Below are 17,225 nucleotides of genomic sequence, written 5' to 3'. Positions count from 1 at the left end.
TCGATGCAGAATTTCCTCCTCGTCTTCATCGGTGCTGGTCTCGGCGGCGCTCTTCGTCATGCGGTCAATCTCGGTTGCGCGCGCTATTGCGGCATCGCGTTTCCGTGGGGCACGCTGACGGTCAACGTCTTTGGCTCCTTCGTCATGGGCGTCCTCACCGGCTGGCTGGCCTTCAAGGCAGGTGAGGGGTGGAGCCAGCATCTGCGCCTGTTTCTCACCACTGGCATTCTCGGCGGGTTCACTACCTTTTCCGCTTTCTCGCTGGATGCGGTGTTGATCTGGGAACGGGGCGAGGCGGGGCTCGCCGCCACTTATGTCGCTGCCTCGGTCGTGCTTTCCGTCGCGGGGCTCGTGTCGGGATTGGCGCTCATCCGCGCGATGGCTTCCTAGCGCCTGTTCCGAAAGACACCCTCCGCTTTGCTGCGCCGGGCATGCGCTCTCGAATGGAACGAGCATCGGCGATCACGAAAGAGTGTTCACGTTTCGGTCCCTGTTCCAGCGGCATGATGTCCTGATTTTTGAAGAATCCGTCGCCGTAAGCGTTTTTCTGACGAGAGGTCAGGATGTCCTGACCGGAGGACATTGTTATGCGTTCTGCGTCCCAGTTTAAGACGAGTTTCAAGGCCTTGCTCGCAGCTGCCGCGTTCGGTGTCAGCGCCATCGCGCTCGCCGTGCCGACGGAGGCGCGCATGGGGGGCTTCGGTGGGTTCCACGGAGGAGGGTTCGGTGGATTCCATGGCGGGCTTGGTGGTTTCCACGGAGGGTTCGGCGGATTCCACGGAGGGTTCGCCCGTCCGATGTTCATTCATCCGGGTTTCCGCGGGGGCTTCCACCCGGCCTTTGCAGGCCGCCCCTTCTTTGCCCACCGGGCAGTCTTCGTGAACCGCCCCTTCATTGGGCGCCGGGCAGCCTTCGTACACAATCCCTTCTTCATTCACCGGAACCGCTTCTTCTTCCACCGACACCGCTTCTTCAATAACAATGCCTTCGCGGTCGGGCTTGCGAGTGGCGCGGTCCTCGGTGGTCTCTATGACTACGGCTATCCCTATTACAACACCGCGTACGGCGATGATTGCTACTACGTCCGCCGTCGTGCCGTGAACCAGTGGGGATACGTTGTCTGGCGTCGCGCGCTGGTTTGCGACTACGACTACAACTACTAAGTGAGAGGATCTAAAGCCGCTTGCCGAGAGCATGGCGGAAGACCTGAAGTAGCGGTCTTCCTTTCGCGAGAAGCGGACTTTTCCGTCGCCCGGCGCTTCTATGCGCCGGGCGATCTTCATGACGGCATCGGCGCCGGAACACGCGCGGGTTTCCGGTCGAAGACGTTCGAATGATCCCCATCCCTTGATTGCCGCCCGCGCGGCGCTCTGTTACCCACTGTTTCATGAAACAAAGCGGTTCAGGACGAAATGGCGCTCGCGGCGGACGGGCGGGATCACGGCAGGGCTTTCGCTCCCGTGAGGACAAACCCGCGCGCCGGAGCGAGGCACCGAAACAGCGCGGGCCTAAACCCGCGAGCAAGGCGCGCGCCGCGCCCGCTCTCCGGGTGAGGCCGAAGGAAGAGGCGCCTAAGCCCACGAAGGCGCAGGCGAAGGCCGCCGCGCAGGAGACATTGGCGACGGGCGTGCAGACGCTCACCGTCGAGCCCGATGAGGCGGATATGCGCGTCGACCGCTTTCTGGTCGCCCGCTTCCCGCAGCTTGCCTTCACCCATATCCAGCGCATCGTCCGCAAGGGCGAGTTGCGCGTCGACGGCAAGCGCGCTCAGCCCAATGATCGCCTGGCCGCGGGCCAGAAGGTCCGCATACCGCCCCTGAAACTCGATCAGCCGAGGCCCGTTTCGCGCAGCGCCGCGAAAGACCAGGACGACCGCGATTTCCTGAAATCCATCACGCTCTACGAGGACAAGGACGTTCTCGTCATCAACAAGCCGATGGGGCTTGCGGTGCAGGGCGGCTCCGGCACGACGCGGCATGTGGACGGCTTGCTCGAATGCATGCGCGATGCGGAGGGCCAGAAGCCGCGTCTCGTGCACCGTCTCGACAAGGACACGGCGGGTTGTCTCGTGATCGCGAAGACGCGGTTTGCTGCATCGACGCTGGCAAAATCTTTCCGGTCGCGCACCACGCGCAAAATCTACTGGGCGCTGGTCGCGGGTGTGCCGCGCGTGCGCCAGGGACGCGTCTCCACTTATCTCGCGAAGGAAGAGGGCGGCGAGGGCGACTCCCGCATGAAAGTTGCGCGCCATGGCGATGAGGGCGCGAGCCACGCGCTGACCTATTACGCTGTGGTCGACACGGCGGCGCAGAAGCTCGCATGGCTGTCGCTGAAGCCCGTCACCGGACGCACGCACCAACTGCGCGCGCACACGGCGCATATCGGGCATCCCATCGTCGGCGATCCGAAGTATTTTGACATCGAGAACTGGGAATTGCCGGGCGGCATTCAGAACAAGCTGCATCTTCTGGCGCGACGTATCGTCATCGCTCATCCCCGCACGGGCAAGCCCATCGACATCACCGCGCCGCTGCCGCCGCACATGCAGCAGAGCTTCAACCTCCTCGGGTTCGACGTGGGCCGCTACGATCCTATCGTCGATGCGCCTGAGGAATAAGGCTTGACCCGGAGAATGATCCTGCTTGAGGGCAGGATCATTCTCCAAGGCTCCGCTTCCTTTCTGTGATCTCCGTCGGGTCGCACTTTTGCCGCCCGTCCGCGTTAACCCTTCCCATGTCTCAGTCCGCCGTCATGGCGGACTGGGTCATTTGGAAGGAGGAGATCGATGGAACATAAGCATCTAGATCAGCTCCGGACCGTCGCCGACGTTCAATCGCGGTCTTTGACCCGGCAGGAGCGTCTCGAACGTTGGATTTCGCTTCTCGAGCGCAATCCCACCCGGCGGCTGAACTCCCTTGGCGAAATCGAATACAAGCCTCCGGAGGAGAGGGCCCTCATTCGCGAAGACAACTCGCCTCTGACGGTCGCTTTCGAAGATCCGGTTCTGCGAGCTGAAGGCCTTGGCAGCGACAGGCTCGGGGACGCCATGAATTTCTTCGAATTGTCCGATGGACAGGCGCATTATGCCCTGTGCTCCTGCCTCAGCGGGCGCAACATGGAGGCGGCATCCTTCGCGCAACGCCTGCGCAACACGATGACGGACGCCAATTGGCGGCTCGGGGCCTGGGCGCTGGCCGGTCTCGCGCTGAGCCTGCCTGGGGTCATCTACCTGATTCACTAGAGCGCACTTCCCTCGGAACGCGCTCTTGGGACTCGTATGCGATAGCATCTTCTGACGCAGGCCGGCTTCCACGTCTGCGGGAAATGCTCCGAAGCGGAGCCTCAGGCCCCGCTTTCGACACATGATCGGGAGGCAGAGCAGCCTCCCGATCAGCGCCGTTTGACTGTTGCGATGCGCTCCGCGATGAAGGACAACGCAGGTAGCAGACGAACAGGCGCTTTCATCATGCTTCACATCGAGCCCGTGATCCTTTCGACGGACAAGCTTGTCTTGCAGCCTTTGAGCCTCGCCCACATCCCCGCTCTGGCCGAGGCGGCGAAGGACGGTGCCCAGTGGGAGAAGAAGACCACCACCGTGCCGCGTCCGGAAGGTTTTGAGGCCTATGTGCAGAAGGCGCTCGAGCTTCAGGCGGCGGGGCTCGCGCTGCCCTTCGCCACCACGGTGAAGGAAGGCGACAAAATTATCGGTTCGACCCGCTACATGAACATCGATGCGGCGAACCACCGGGTCGAGATCGGCACGACCTGGATCGCCGGATCGTGGCAGCGGACCTTCGTCAACACACACGCGAAATTCCTGATGCTGCGCCACGCGTTTGAGACGCTCGGCTGCCTCGCTGTGGAGCTTCGCACGCACCGCCTGAACGACCAGTCGCGCGCCGCCATCGAACGCCTGGGCGCGAAGCTCGACGGCATTCTGCGCCAGCACATGATCATGCCCGACGGTCATATTCGCGACACGGTGGTTTACAGCATCATTCGGGACGAATGGCCTGAAGCGAAGGCCAAGCTCGAGCAGCGGATGGGCTAAGCGCATGAAACTCGTTCTCTTCGATGTCGACGGCACGCTGGTCGACAGCCAGAACATCATCGTCGCAGCTCAACGCATGGCCTTTGCAGCGCACAACATGGAGCCGCCGAGCCGGGAGCGGTCGCTCTCCATCGTCGGCCTGTCGCTCTTGGAGGCCTTTACCGTGCTCGCCGGACCGCAGGCGCCGGTCGAGAGCTTGACGCAAGCCTACAAGGACGCCTTCGGCACGCTGCGCCATGACCCCGCCCATGCCGAGCCGCTTTTTCCCGGCGCGCTCGATTGCCTGGAGTGGCTGGGCGCCCGCGAGGACGTGATCCTCGGCATTGCCACCGGCAAATCCCGGCGAGGCGTTGCGCATCTGCTTGACCGTCACGACTGGCACACGGTCTTCTCCACCATCCAGACGGCGGACGATGCGCCCTCGAAGCCGCATCCTGCGATGATCCATCAGGCGATGGCAGAGGTCGGCATCGGGCCGGAGAACACCGTCATGATCGGCGATTCAAGCTACGACATGGCGATGGGCCGCTCGGCGGGCGTGCTGCCGGTCGGCGTATCATGGGGCTTCCAGCCGGTGACGGCGCTCAACGAGGCCGGAGCCGGTCACATCGTCGATTCCTATACCGAGCTTGGAGCCGTCCTCACTGGTTTCCTCGGCAATCCCTCGCAAGCGGCTAATGCCGCCCCCATGTCCTTGTCATGACCGATTCACGAGACTGGTTTCCCTCGTCCGACGAACCGAACCTCATGCGCGCTGCGCAGGCGGGCATGAAGCCGACCTTGCCGAAGCGCTTCTACAAGGAGGCGGGCGTCGAGACGCGGGACGGGCTGCATTTCCTCACTCTCGACGGCCGCACGGCCAAGACGCCGGGCCGTCAGGCGCTGGCTGTTCCCACACGCGGCCTTGCGGAAGCGTTGGCGAGCGAATGGGCCGGGCAGGGGGAGGAGATCGACCCGGCGGCCATGCCGGTGACCCGCATCGTCAATTCCGCCATCGATGGCGTGACGCCCCGCATGGCCGAGGTGATCGACGATCTGACGCGTTATGCGGGCTCCGACCTGATCTTCTACCGCACCAGTGAACCGGCGCGCCTTGCCGCCGCGCAGGAAGCCGCCTGGGCTCCGATCCTCGATTGGGCAAAGGAGACGCACGGCGCGCGCTTTGCGTTGGCCGAAGGCGTCATGCATGTGACCCAGCCGGATGAGGCGGTCGCGGCCATCCGTGGCGCCATCGAGCGGCTGGACTCACCCTTCGCGCTTGCTGCGCTCCACGTCATGACCACGCTCGGCGGCTCGGTGCTGATCGCGCTCGCCCATGCCGCGCAGCAGATCGACGTGGATGAGGCCTGGGCCGCCTCCCATGTGGACGAGGTGTTTCAGGAAAGCGTCTGGGGCGAGGACTATGAGGCCATGGAGCGCCGCCGCAGGCGCGAGGCGGATTTCCGGACGGCTTCCCGGGTGTTCGACCTGGCCGTCCGATCATAGGCTCGATCGGGGCCGTGGAGCCCATCCATAGTGGGATGTTGGCCCTCGCGCGGCTGTGATAAGCCAGGACAAGGTTTTTCTCTCGACGGTCAGAGATCACGCATGAAGGACATTCTCGAACGGCTCGAAGACAGGCGTGCCCAGGCGCGGCTAGGCGGCGGCGAAAAGCGCATCGCGGCGCAGCATGCGCGCGGCAAGCTCACCGCCCGCGAGCGCATCGAGCTTCTGCTCGACAAGGGCTCGTTCGAAGAGTTCGACATGTTCGTCGAGCACCGCTCCACCGATTTCGGCATGGAGAAGGTCAAAATTCCCGGCGACGGCGTGGTCACCGGCTGGGGCACGGTGAACGGCCGCACGGTTTTCGTCTTCGCCAAGGACTTTACCGTCTTCGGTGGCTCGCTCTCGGAAACGCATGCGCAGAAGATCATCAAAATCCAGGACATGGCGCTCAAAATGCGCGCGCCCATCGTCGGCCTGTTCGATGCGGGCGGCGCGCGCATTCAGGAAGGCGTGGCCGCGCTCGGCGGCTATGGCGAGGTGTTCAAGCGCAACGTCATCGCCTCCGGCGTCATTCCGCAGATTTCGGTGATCATGGGGCCTTGCGCGGGCGGCGACGTCTATTCGCCCGCCATGACCGATTTCATCTTCATGGTCCGCGACCGCTCCTACATGTTCGTCACCGGCCCGGACGTGGTGAAGACCGTCACCAACGAGACAGTGACGTCTGAAGAACTCGGCGGCGCGAAGGTGCACACCACCAAGTCCTCCGTGGCCGATGGCGCTTATGACAACGATGTCGAGGCTCTGTTGCAGGTGCGCCGGCTTCTCGATTTTCTCCCCGCCAACAACCTTGACGGCGTGCCGGAAATCCCGAGCTTCGACGATCCGAGCCGCGTGGATGAGAGCCTCGACACGCTCATCCCCGACAACCCGAACAAGCCCTACGACATGAAGGAGCTGATCCTGAAGGTTATCGACGAGGGCGACTTCTTCGAGATTCAGGACTCGTTTGCGAAAAACATCATCACCGGCTTCGGGCGCATTGAAGGCCGCACGGTCGGCATCGTCGCCAACCAGCCGATGGTGCTCGCAGGCGTTTTGGATTCCGACGCCTCGCGCAAGGCGGCGCGTTTCGTGCGCTTCTGCGATGCCTTCAACATTCCCATCGTCACCTTCGAGGACGTGCCGGGCTTTTTGCCGGGCACGGCGCAGGAATATGGCGGCCTCATCAAACACGGCGCGAAGCTGCTCTTCGCTTACTCGGAAGCCACCGTGCCGCTGGTGACGGTGATCACGCGAAAAGCCTTCGGCGGTGCTTATGACGTCATGGCCTCCAAGCACGTCGGCGGCGACGTGAACTACGCCTGGCCCACCGCGCAGATCGCGGTGATGGGTGCAAAAGGCGCGGTCGAAATCATCTTCCGGCAGGACATTGGCGATGCGGAGAAGATCGCCGCGCGCACCAAGGAATACGAGGACCGCTTCATGTCGCCCTTCGTCGCCGCCGAGCGCGGCTACATCGACGAGGTGATCATGCCGCATTCGACAAGGCGACGGATTGCGCGGGCGCTGGCGATGCTCCGCGCCAAGGAAGTCGAGCGGCCGTGGAAGAAGCACGACAACATTCCGTTGTAGAGTCACCGAACTGGGTCATTGTGTACTACGTTTATGAAAACGTCATTCACCGGAAGACGCGATTACATCGTGCTGACTGTTCCTACTGCAATGGAGGACGAGGGCTCCATGGCGGAGGTGGCTCGGGGAGTGGAGCTTGGTTGGGGCCATTCGCAACGATCGAAGAGGCCCAGAAGATCGCGCTAGAGAAGGGGCAAACAGACAACAGAAGTTGTCTAGAATGTCTGCCAAAGACAGGTAGCGATCCGACTTTGGCAGCTCGAGCTAATGTCTCGCAGCACGGTCAAGATGCAGAGCAACTCATCGAGCAACAGCTTAATGGCAAGCTCGATCTCAAATGGCAGCCACTAGGGGCTATTGAAGTCGATGAGGGCGCAAAGCTTAAATTTCCGCCGATTCTAAATGTGCCAGGTCTTTATCGCTTTAAGGCTCTGCACCCAAGCGGTGCAGTTAGCGTCTATATAGGAGAAACCGAGAATCTTAGAAGGCGCTTCGGAAATTACCGAAATCCGGGACCCAGTCAGCAGACAAGCCGGCGTATCAATGTTTGGGCCACAGAGCTTCTAAAGGACGGTGGCCGTATTTTTGTGTCAATCTCAATCGAGGGGCGCGCGTCGATTGAGGAACGTGAATTGCAAGTTGACCTCAGGTATAAGGCGTGGCGCAGACTTTTTGAGAACTGGAGTCTTCTTTTAGAAGGCACTCAGGATGTCGAGAGCTTAAATCTCTAGCCCTCGCTAATTCCCTAAAGCATCGTCCTAGTACGCGTAGACCATTCGTACATTTTGAGCGCCCTAGCATCCTCTTGGATATATCCACAATGAACACCCCCTGCAACCGTTCCTGGGTCTCCACCGCTATTCAGATCATCGAGGCGGATTTCAATCGCTCGTCGGATACGCATCTCCTGCGCGTGCCGCTGCCGACGGTTCCGGGCGTATCGCTTTATCTCAAGGATGAATCGACTCATCCGTCCGGCAGCCTCAAGCATCGCTTGGCGCGCTCGCTGTTCCTCTATGGCTTGTGCAATGGCTGGATCGGGCCGGGCACGACGATCATCGAAGCGTCGAGCGGATCGACCGCCGTGTCGGAGGCTTACTTCGCGCGGATGCTGGGCCTGCGCTTCATCGCCGTGATGCCGCGCTCCACATCGACTGAGAAGATTGCGCAGATCGCGTTCTATGGCGGCGAAAGTCACTTCGTCGACAACCCCGCCGAAATGTACGCGGAAAGCGCGCGGCTCGCGGAAGAACTCGGCGGCCACTACATGGACCAGTTCACTTATGCCGAGCGGGCGACAGACTGGCGCGGTAACAACAACATTGCCGAGTCCATCTTCAGCCAGATGACCCACGAGGACTATCCGGTGCCGAACTGGATCGTGGTGGGGGCGGGCACCGGCGGCACGTCGGCGACGCTCGGGCGCTATATCCGCTATCGCCGTTTGCCGACGAAGCTGTGCCTCGCTGATCCGGAGGCCTCCGTCTTTCATCGGCATCTCGCGGACCGCAGCGTGTGCAGCACCAGCGAGCCTCCCTCGGTGATCGAGGGCATCGGCCGCCCGCGCTGCGAGCCGTCCTTCGTGCCCGACCTCATCGACCGCGCCTACGCGGTGCCGGATGCGGCGAGCATCGCGGCGGCACGCGTTCTCTCCCGCCGCATTGGCCGCTCCTGCGGCGGCTCGACCGGCACCAACCTCTGGGCTGTGGCGCAAGTGATTGGCGAGATGGTGCAGCGGGGAGAGAAGGGCTCCGTCGTGACACTTCTGTGCGATTCAGGCGACCGCTACCGCAGCACGCATCTCAACGATGATTGGCTGAAAGAGCGCGGCATCGACATCAAGCCTGCCGAGGAAGCCATCGAGCGCTTTTTCGAGACAGGTGTTCTCCTCGGCATTCGGTAGCAAAGACCGCCAGACCGGAGCTTGCGACTAGCAGGCTGCCGCTGTACATAAGGCACGCGACGCTCAACTCTCCAGCGTCATATTGAAAGGATATGGGCACCGATGGATCTCAACCCGACAGCACTGCCAGTCTGCTTTGCCACCGGGAAAATCCATGTCCATGCCTGCCTCAATCACCCTCTCCAGACTCTCATGGTCCACGCCTGACGGTCGTGCTCTCCTTTCTGATCTCGAGCTGACTTTCGGCCCGGAACGGGCGGGACTTGTCGGCCGCAACGGCATCGGCAAGACGACTCTCCTCAAGCTGATCTCAGGCGAGATGCGTCCTCACTCCGGCGCGGTCGCCGTCAATGGCGCCCTGGGTATCCTCCGCCAAACCGTTCAAGTCGACCCAGGCGAAACCATTGCAGACCTGTTTGGCATTGCTGAAGCGCTAGCGCTCCTTCGCCGCGCCGAGAGCGGCGAAGCCACTGTCGAAGAACTTGCGGATGCTGACTGGACCCTGGAGGCACGCGTTGCTTCCGCTCTCGGTCGGGTCGGGCTGGATGTGGGTCCCGAAACGCTTTTGGCGACAATGTCGGGCGGACAAAGCACGCGGGCTCGCCTTGCCGCGCTCATCTTCGCGGAGCCTGATTTCCTGCTGCTGGATGAACCAACGAACAACCTCGACCGCGAGGGACGCGCGGCAGTGATCGATCTTCTCGCCAACTGGCGGGGCGGGGCGATCATCGTCAGCCATGACCGGGAGCTGCTTGAGGCGATGGATGCCATCGTCGAGCTGACCTCGCTGGGGGCCACACGCTACGGCGGCGGTTGGAGCCAGTATCGCGGGCGCAAGGCCCTTGCGCTCGCCGCCGCTCGGCGCGATCTGGCGGACGCCGAGAAGCGCGTTGCCGAGATGGACCGAAGGACGCAGGAGACCGCCGAGAGGAAAGCACGCAAGGACCGTGCAGGGCAGAAGAAGCGGGCAAAGGGCGACATGCCACGTATCCTCGCGGGTCTGCGCAAGGACCGAAGCGAGGACACGAGCGGTGAGAATGCCCGTCTCGCAGAACGGCGTCGCGCGCAGGCTCTCGAGGCTGCCGCCTCCGCTCGCGAGCACATCGAAGTCCTTCAGCCGCTCTCCGTCGTTCTGCCGCCGACACAGCTGCCAGCCAGCAAGTCGGTCCTGATGATCGATGCCGTGAGCGTCGGTTACGAGCCGGACCGGCCCATCATCAAGGATCTTTCCCTTGCCATCACCGGGCCGGAGCGTGTTGCTGTCGTTGGGCCGAATGGTTCCGGCAAGACGACGTTCCTGGCGCTTGTCACCGGGCAGTTGCGGCCTTGGACCGGGACCGTGCGGGTCATGACCGACTTTGCAATGTTCGACCAGCAGGTGAGCCTTCTCGATCCATCGGCTTCGATCCGGGACAACTTCCGGCGCCTCAATCCAAAGACGGATGAGAATGCCTGCCGCGCGGCTCTCGCCCGGTTCATGTTCCGAGCCGATGCGGCGCTACAGGTCGTCTCCAGCCTCAGCGGCGGGCAATTGTTGCGGGCTGGTCTGGCTTGCGTGCTCGGCGGGCCGACTCCGCCCTCCCTCCTGATCCTGGACGAGCCGACCAACCATTTGGACATCGACTCGATCGAGGCTGTCGAGGCGGGATTGCGCGCCTATGACGGCGCGCTGTTGATTGTCAGCCACGATGAAACATTCCTCAGATCCATTGCGGTCTCACGCAAGCTGGATCTCCGCGAGGGAGAGGGAAGGGTGGTTGGTTCTTAAACGGCGGCTTCTGTCGCAAGCCACCCCGCCGCCAACTGCACGTCCGCCTGCGTCAGCCCATGCCCGCCGCGCAGGATTTGGTGGTCCACCGTGGCTCCGGCTTTCTTCAACATCTCCGCCAGCTGCGTCGCGTTGTCGGCCGGAATGATCGGGTCCATCGCGCCTGAGATCATCAGCACGGGCTTGCCCGTCAGATCCGATTGCGGCGCATCCTTCAGCGGCACCATTGCGCGCAACAGCACCGCGCCGGCGAGCGCTTCGGGGCGCGGCAGCAGCATGGCGGCGGCGATGTTGGCTCCGTTGGAGAAGCCGACCGCAATGGGCGCGTTGAGGCCGTAGGCCTTGCGCGCCTCGGCGATGAAGTCCGCGAGTTCATGCGCGCGCGCCTTCACGTCGGCTTCGTCGAACACGCCTTCCGCGAGACGGCGGAAGAAGCGCGGCATGCCGTTTTCCAACACCTTGCCGCGCGGTGAGAGCAGGGCGGAGCCGGGGGAGATCGTCTGGCCCAGGGGCAGAAGATCATCCTCGTTGCCGCCGGTGCCGTGCAGCAGCAGCAGCGGCGGGCGGCCGGGGTCCATGGTGGGCACGTAGCGATGGATAAAGGACAACTCGGTGGTCATGATTCACCTTTCTCCCTCTCCCCGTTGCGGGAGAGAGGGTGCCGTGCGAGAGCAGGGCGGGAGAGGGGCGGAGCGCGGGTGAGGACGACCCTCTCCCGGCTCACTTTGTTCGCCACCCTCTCCCGCGGAGGGGAGAGGGTGGAGTTTTGCGTTACGCCAGCTCGGGCAGCTTAGCCTCGAGTTCGCTGCGGCGCGGTTCGAGGAAAGGCGGCAGCTTCAGCTTTTGGCCGAGAGTGCCGGCGGCCTCGTCCACGGCGAAGCCGGGGGCGTCGGTCGCGATCTCGAACAGGATGCCGCCGGGCTCACGGAAATAGACCGACCGGAAATAGTTGCGGTCGCGCTGCTCCGTGGTCCTGATGCCGTGGTTCTCGGCAAGCCGCTTCACCATGGCCTCCTGCGCGGCGTCGTCTGCAGCGCGGAAGGCGATGTGGTGCACCGATCCGCCGCCCATGCGGCCGGGCAGGAAGCCCTTGGCCGAGCGGATATCGACCGTCGCACCGATGGTGGCATCGCCCTGGTAACGGACGAGCGAGCCGTCCTGCGCGGTTTCGCGAAAGCCGAACACGTCGGTCAGGATCGCGCCCGTCTTGGCACCGTCCTCGACGAGAAGGGTGACACCCTCCAGGCCGCGAATGGCGGATTCCGCCGGCACGCCGCCGTCGGTCCAAGCGGGATCGTTACCCGCCTCCGGTACGCCGACGAGCGCGAGGCTCGTGCCGTCGGGGTCCTTGAAGGTCAGGACGCTCTGGCCGAAGCGTTTTTCCGGCGCGCCGTGGGCGACGCCCTTTTCCAAGAGGCGGTGCGCCCAGTAGCCGATGGAAGCCTCCGGCACGCGGAAAGCGGTTTCCTGCGTCCAGCCGACGCCCACACGTCCCGGAGCCACATGCTCCCACGGAAAGAACGTGAGGATCGAGCCGGGATGGCCGGCCTCATCGCCGAAATAGAAATGATAGGTGCCGGGATCGTCGAAATTGACGGTCTTCTTGACCAGCCGCAGCCCCAGCACCTTCGTGTAGAAGTCGAGGTTCCGGCGCGCAGGGCCTGCGATGGCCGTGACGTGATGAATGCCGTGGTGCCCCATGGGGAGTTCTCCTTAACGCTTTAAGCGCGGGAAGCGCGCTGCATGGCTGGGAGATAAGTACCATCGGCCCGTACCAAAGTGCGGAAAGGGTGACCTTGCGGGATTGCAAAGGATGAGCGCCGTCGCGGTCAAGGCGATGCAATATTTGGCGAATCCGAGGGAGCAAGAATCTGGCAACCAAAGAGTCTCAGCAACGCTTAACCTCAACGGCGATTCAGCATCGGCCGTTAACGGTTTTGCTCAGCCCTCCGTGTGAATGTTGGCTCCGATAAGAGATCAACCGGCATCCAAGAATAAGCCGGGAGGAGCCAAACAGATGATGAACGCAACGCTTCGCGATTTCATCGAAACCGTCATCGACAAGAAGATAATCTCGGCGGATGACGTGGACCATCTTCAACGCCACGTTCTCAGCGACGGCCTCAAGAGCCGCGTGGAAGCGGAGGCGCTGCTCGCCCTCGACCGTGCGGTCGAGGCGGATGAAAGCTGGGCCGGAGCCCTGAAGACCCTTGTCGTCGATTTCTCCGTCCTTCGCCTGCGCTCCGCCGGCATGGGCGACGACGTTCAATGGCTTGCGACCGTCCTCGAAGTGGGTGGTCCCAGCGAAACGGCCATGGCCATCGCCTATGCGGTTCTGGATCAGGCCGAGCGCGTGGACACGGCGCTCCTCGACTTCATCATGCGTGGGCGCCAGCAGGCCCGGCAGAGCTGCCTTGCAGCCTAAAAGGAACCTCTTACGCTAAATGCTGAACCCGTACCGCTTTCCGAACGCATGGATGTGCAGTAACGGGAAAGGGGACATCTCCGGTTCGTAAAGCGTTCGAGGGCTCATGTTCGACAAGATCCTGATTGCCAACCGCGGCGAGATCGCCTGTCGCGTCATCAAGACCGCCCGGCGCATGGGCATCAAGACGGTCGCCATCTATTCCGACGCGGACAAGGATGCGCTCCATGTGGAGATGGCCGACGAGGCGGTGCATATCGGCCCGGCGGCAGCGGCGCAGTCTTATCTGGTGATCGAGAAGATCGTGGAGGCCTGCAAGGCGACCGGCGCGCAGGCGGTGCACCCGGGCTACGGCTTCCTCTCCGAGCGCGAGGCTTTTCCGAAGGCGCTGGCCGAGGCAGGGATCGTCTTCATCGGGCCGAACCCGGTGGCCATTGCCGCCATGGGCGACAAGATCGAGTCGAAGAAGGCGGCAGCAGCCGCGAAGGTCTCGACCGTTCCCGGCTTCCTCGGCGTGATCGAGAACCCCGAACAGGCGGTGACGATTGCCAACGACATCGGCTATCCGGTGATGATCAAGGCCTCCGCCGGTGGCGGCGGCAAGGGCATGCGCATCGCTTACTCGGCGGATGAGGTGGCGGAAGGCTTTGCCCGCGCCAAGTCGGAGGCGGCATCCTCCTTCGGCGATGACCGCGTCTTCGTCGAAAAGTTCATCACCGATCCGCGCCACATCGAAATTCAGGTGCTCGGCGACAAACACGGCAACGTCATCTATCTCGGCGAGCGCGAATGCTCGATCCAGCGCCGCAACCAAAAGGTCATCGAGGAAGCGCCGTCGCCGCTGCTCGATGAGGCGACCCGCAAGCTCATGGGCGAGCAGGCGGTCGCGCTCGCCAAGGCGGTGGGCTACGACTCCGCCGGCACGGTGGAGTTCGTCGCGGGCCAGGACAAGTCGTTCTACTTTTTGGAAATGAACACCCGCCTGCAGGTGGAGCATCCGGTGACGGAGATGATCACCGGCATCGACCTCGTGGAAGAGATGATCCGGGTTGCCGCGGGCGAGAAACTGCGCCTCGCGCAAGCGGATGTGAAGCTCAACGGTTGGTCGGTCGAAAGCCGCATCTATGCGGAAGATCCGGTCCGCAACTTCCTTCCCTCCACGGGTCGTCTCGTCACCTATCGCCCGCCGAGTGAGGGCGAAAACCACGGCACGACGGTGCGCAACGATACCGGCGTGTATGAGGGCGGTGAAATCTCGATCTTTTACGATCCGATGATCGCCAAGCTCGTGACCCACGCGCCGACGCGCGAGAAGGCCATCGAAGCACAGGCGAAGGCGCTCGATGCTTTCGCCATCGACGGCATCCGCCACAACATCCCGTTTCTCTCGGCGTTGATGCAGCATCCGCGCTGGCAGAGCGGCAAGCTCTCGACCGGCTTCATCGCCGAAGAGTTCCCGCAAGGCTTCAAGGCCCTCGCACCCGAGGGGGAGATAGCCTTGCGCATCGCGGCGGTGGCGGCTTCGGTCGATCATCTGTTGAACGAGCGCAAGCGCCAGATCTCCGGCCAGATGCGCCCCGCTTCGGCCGTGCGCTTCGACCGCGAGCGGGTCGTGATGCTCGGCCGCGAGCGGCTCGATGTGGTGATCGAGGATATCGAAGGCGGTATCGCCATCGTCATCGACGGGCAGGCGTGGCCGGTCGAGTCCGCGTGGAAGCCGGGCAATCCGGTTTGGACCGGCACGGTCGGCGGCGAGGCCATCGCCGTGCAGGTGCGGCCGATCCTGAACGGGCTGCTGCTTTCCCACGCCGGCGCTTCGGTGGAAGCGCGCGTCTATACCCACCGCGAGGCGGAACTCGCCACTCTGATGCCGGAAAAGGTCGAGGCCGATACCGGCAAGAAGCTGCTCTGCCCGATGCCTGGCCTCGTCAAGGCCATCAGCGTCAAGCAGGGGCAGGACGTGAAGACTGGCGAGCCGCTCTGCATCGTCGAAGCGATGAAGATGGAAAATGTGCTGCGCGCCGAGCGCGACGGCACTATCGCCAAGATCCTGGCCAAGGAAGGCGACAGCCTTGCCGTTGATGCGGTGATTTTGGAATTCGCTTAAAACGCCATGCCGCTCTACTTCGCCTACGGCTCCAACATGGACAAGGCGGCGATGGCCAAGCGCTGTCCCGCCTCGAAGCCGGTCGGCCTCGCGCGGCTGATGCGCCATCGCTTCATCATCTTCGAGGGCGGCTATGCCTCGGTCATGCGCGATCTACAGCGCGCCGTGTGGGGCATGGTGTGGGATCTGGCGCTCGGCGACGTTCCCGCCCTCGATCGCTATGAGAGTCTGTCCACCGGGCTCTACACCAAGGTCGTCCAGCCCGTCGTGACAGAGCAGGGACCGCGTCGCGCCATCGTGTATATCGGACGCAGCGCCAAGCCCGGCCCGCCGAAGCCCGGCTATATGGAAGGTGTCGTGGCGGCAGCAGAGGAGGCGGGGCTGCCGAAGGATTATGTCCAAGGGCTCAGAGGCTTCCTGCCGCAGGCGAAACAGGCGGCGCTTTCATCCCTGCCGCCCGCCGAACCCAAGGTGCGCCCTCGTTTCGGTGCGCCCAGCGTGTCTCGAAAGCCGGGCGAATTTTGACGCGCATCCCGTCCCTTTCGCGCGCGACTGGTCCCGGCTTATGATGCGCCCATGAGCGCGCACCGTACTCTCCATGTGGTGATCCAGGGCCGCGTCCAGGGCGTCGGCTTTCGGGCGTGGACGCAGGATCAAGCTACGCTTCACGGCTTGAGCGGCTGGGTCCGCAACCGTCGCGATGGGTCCGTGGAGGCGGTGTTTTCCGGGCCGGACGCGCTTCTTCAGACGATGCTCCGGGCCTGCGAGCAGGGTCCACGCGGCGCTGTGGTGGAGCAGGTCGATGTCCGCTGCTCCGGCGATCCGCCAAATGCTGTAGGCGAGGGCTTTCAGGTTCTGCCGACGGCTTGAGCGTGTGGAACCGCTTGGCCTGCGGGGCGTTCGGTTCCCGTCCGGTCAGCGGAGGCAGCCATGGCGACACCCCGGAAGGCGGAACGGCGTATCCTGAGCGCCGACGAGTTCGACGTCGTGCAGAACACGCACCATCCCGCGCTTGCGAAGCTCGACAAGCAGGAACTCGACCAGGTGACCACGCTTTTGCGCGAGCGGCGCGACCGCACGCAGGACATCCTCAACCGCCAGCGGCGCGAAATTCGCTCCAAGGGCATGGGGCGCACGACCTTTGCCGAGGAGGAGCGCGGTATGCGCCGCCGCAAGGCCGTGCTGCGCGAGGCGCTCGGGCGGGTGAACAAGGAGCGATCACGGCGCAGGCGAGAGGACTTGAAGCAAAATGCGCGTAAAGCGCTTGCGATGAGGGGGGCGACCGCCTCCGCAGCACCGCTCAAAAGCCGCACCGCGAGCAAGGGCATGACGCCAAAGGAAAACGTGAAGGGAGAGGCCATCCTTCACCCGATGCAGGCCGGGCGTGTGTCACAGCGGACGAAAGTGGCGCAGGCGAAGCGCGACAACAGGTAACGCCTCAAGGCTTGGGCGGCGTAACCTCCACCGGGCCGCCCGCCTCCTTCCACGCCTTGAAGCCGCCTTCCACATGGGCGACGGGCTTCAACCCCATGTCCTGCGCGGTTGCTGCCGACAGGGCGGAGCGCCAGCCCCCTGCGCAGAAGAACACGTAGGTTTTGTCCTGCGCGAAGAACGGCTTGTGATAGGGGCTTTCCGGGTCAATCCAGAATTCCAGCATCCCCCGCGGGCAATGGAAGGCGCCGGGCAGGCGGCCCTCCCGCTCGAGCTCGCGCGGGTCGCGCAAATCCACGAACACGGTGTCCTCTCGCCCGTGCAGGGCTATGGCGTCAGCGGGCGACAGGCTTTTGATCTTCGCGCTGGCCTCTTCGAGCAGGGTCTTGAAGCCGCGCGTGATTGTTTGGGGCATGACCG

The 17,225-nt window shown here is 63.4% G+C and carries 19 protein-coding genes; 16 read left to right on the top strand and 3 right to left on the bottom strand.

Annotation, left to right across the window (positions count from 1 at the left end):
- The first annotated feature begins 3 nt into the window (after positions 1–3).
- The 11 genes from crcB (at position 4) to HB375_RS14450 (ending at position 10,842) form a co-directional block, all read left to right on the top strand.
- On the top strand, positions 4–390 hold the full coding sequence (crcB, locus tag HB375_RS14500) for a fluoride efflux transporter CrcB (RefSeq protein WP_167673693.1): 387 nt from the start codon (positions 4–6) through the stop codon (positions 388–390).
- Between the two features lie 197 nt (positions 391–587).
- Positions 588–1,163 (top strand): hypothetical protein, encoded by a 576-nt coding sequence (locus HB375_RS14495; protein ID WP_167673692.1) that lies wholly within the window; start codon positions 588–590, stop codon positions 1,161–1,163.
- 224 nt (positions 1,164–1,387) lie between these two features.
- The gene (locus HB375_RS14490) at positions 1,388–2,617 is read left to right on the top strand and encodes an RluA family pseudouridine synthase (RefSeq protein ID WP_167673691.1); all 1,230 of its coding nucleotides are present in this window, start codon (positions 1,388–1,390) and stop codon (positions 2,615–2,617) included.
- Positions 2,618–2,785: 168 nt separating this feature from the next.
- Positions 2,786–3,241: a hypothetical protein gene (locus HB375_RS14485; protein WP_167673690.1), complete on the top strand. Its 456-nt coding sequence runs from the start codon at positions 2,786–2,788 to the stop codon at positions 3,239–3,241.
- A gap of 225 nt (positions 3,242–3,466) precedes the next feature.
- Positions 3,467–4,051, top strand: coding sequence for a GNAT family N-acetyltransferase (locus tag HB375_RS14480; protein WP_167673689.1), 585 nt, complete (start codon positions 3,467–3,469; stop codon positions 4,049–4,051).
- Between the two features lie 4 nt (positions 4,052–4,055).
- Positions 4,056–4,754, top strand: a complete 699-nt coding sequence (locus HB375_RS14475; protein ID WP_167673688.1) for an HAD-IA family hydrolase — start codon at positions 4,056–4,058, stop codon at positions 4,752–4,754.
- Positions 4,751–5,536 (top strand): ATP12 family chaperone protein, encoded by a 786-nt coding sequence (locus HB375_RS14470; RefSeq protein ID WP_167673687.1) that lies wholly within the window; start codon positions 4,751–4,753, stop codon positions 5,534–5,536. The genes HB375_RS14475 and HB375_RS14470 overlap by 4 nt, the downstream gene beginning before the upstream one ends.
- Before the next feature lie 102 nt (positions 5,537–5,638).
- Entirely contained in the window at positions 5,639–7,171 is a 1,533-nt protein-coding gene (locus HB375_RS14465; RefSeq protein ID WP_167673686.1) for an acyl-CoA carboxylase subunit beta, read from the top strand.
- 140 nt (positions 7,172–7,311) lie between these two features.
- The gene (locus HB375_RS14460; protein ID WP_167673685.1) at positions 7,312–7,902 is read left to right on the top strand and encodes a GIY-YIG nuclease family protein; all 591 of its coding nucleotides are present in this window, start codon (positions 7,312–7,314) and stop codon (positions 7,900–7,902) included.
- Between the two features lie 89 nt (positions 7,903–7,991).
- A complete protein-coding gene (locus HB375_RS14455) occupies positions 7,992–9,074 on the top strand; it encodes a PLP-dependent cysteine synthase family protein (protein ID WP_167673684.1) in 1,083 nt (360 codons plus the stop codon).
- Positions 9,075–9,234: 160 nt separating this feature from the next.
- Positions 9,235–10,842, top strand: coding sequence for an ABC-F family ATP-binding cassette domain-containing protein (locus tag HB375_RS14450; RefSeq protein ID WP_167673760.1), 1,608 nt, complete (start codon positions 9,235–9,237; stop codon positions 10,840–10,842).
- Here HB375_RS14450 and HB375_RS14445 read toward each other — a convergent pair.
- Both HB375_RS14445 and HB375_RS14440 read right to left on the bottom strand, forming a co-directional pair.
- Positions 10,839–11,462, bottom strand: coding sequence for an alpha/beta hydrolase (locus HB375_RS14445; protein ID WP_167673683.1), 624 nt, complete (start codon positions 11,460–11,462; stop codon positions 10,839–10,841). The two genes, HB375_RS14450 and HB375_RS14445, sit on opposite strands and share 4 nt — an antisense overlap.
- Before the next feature lie 151 nt (positions 11,463–11,613).
- Entirely contained in the window at positions 11,614–12,543 is a 930-nt protein-coding gene (locus HB375_RS14440; protein WP_167673682.1) for a ring-cleaving dioxygenase, read from the bottom strand.
- 316 nt (positions 12,544–12,859) lie between these two features.
- Here HB375_RS14440 and HB375_RS14435 point away from each other — a divergent pair, with 316 nt between their 5' ends.
- From HB375_RS14435 to HB375_RS14415, 5 genes are all read left to right on the top strand, one after another.
- Positions 12,860–13,267 carry a hypothetical protein gene (locus tag HB375_RS14435; RefSeq protein ID WP_167673681.1) on the top strand — a complete coding sequence of 136 codons (408 nt, stop codon included), beginning with the start codon at positions 12,860–12,862 and terminating at the stop codon, positions 13,265–13,267.
- A gap of 106 nt (positions 13,268–13,373) precedes the next feature.
- The gene (locus tag HB375_RS14430) at positions 13,374–15,374 is read left to right on the top strand and encodes an acetyl-CoA carboxylase biotin carboxylase subunit (protein WP_167673680.1); all 2,001 of its coding nucleotides are present in this window, start codon (positions 13,374–13,376) and stop codon (positions 15,372–15,374) included.
- 6 nt (positions 15,375–15,380) lie between these two features.
- Entirely contained in the window at positions 15,381–15,899 is a 519-nt protein-coding gene (locus HB375_RS14425; RefSeq protein ID WP_167673679.1) for a gamma-glutamylcyclotransferase, read from the top strand.
- A gap of 51 nt (positions 15,900–15,950) precedes the next feature.
- Positions 15,951–16,244: an acylphosphatase gene (locus HB375_RS14420; protein WP_167673678.1), complete on the top strand. Its 294-nt coding sequence runs from the start codon at positions 15,951–15,953 to the stop codon at positions 16,242–16,244.
- Between the two features lie 60 nt (positions 16,245–16,304).
- On the top strand, positions 16,305–16,808 hold the full coding sequence (locus HB375_RS14415; RefSeq protein ID WP_167673677.1) for a hypothetical protein: 504 nt from the start codon (positions 16,305–16,307) through the stop codon (positions 16,806–16,808).
- A gap of 4 nt (positions 16,809–16,812) precedes the next feature.
- Here the strand turns inward: HB375_RS14415 and HB375_RS14410 are convergent, their stop codons facing one another.
- The gene (locus HB375_RS14410) at positions 16,813–17,220 is read right to left on the bottom strand and encodes a rhodanese-like domain-containing protein (protein ID WP_167673676.1); all 408 of its coding nucleotides are present in this window, start codon (positions 17,218–17,220) and stop codon (positions 16,813–16,815) included.
- Positions 17,221–17,225: the final 5 nt, after the last annotated feature.

The organism is Microvirga terricola (genome assembly GCF_011777495.1).
GTDB classification, from domain to species: Bacteria; Pseudomonadota; Alphaproteobacteria; order Rhizobiales; family Beijerinckiaceae; genus Microvirga; species Microvirga terricola.
This window is presented reverse-complemented; position numbering and strand designations above follow the sequence as displayed.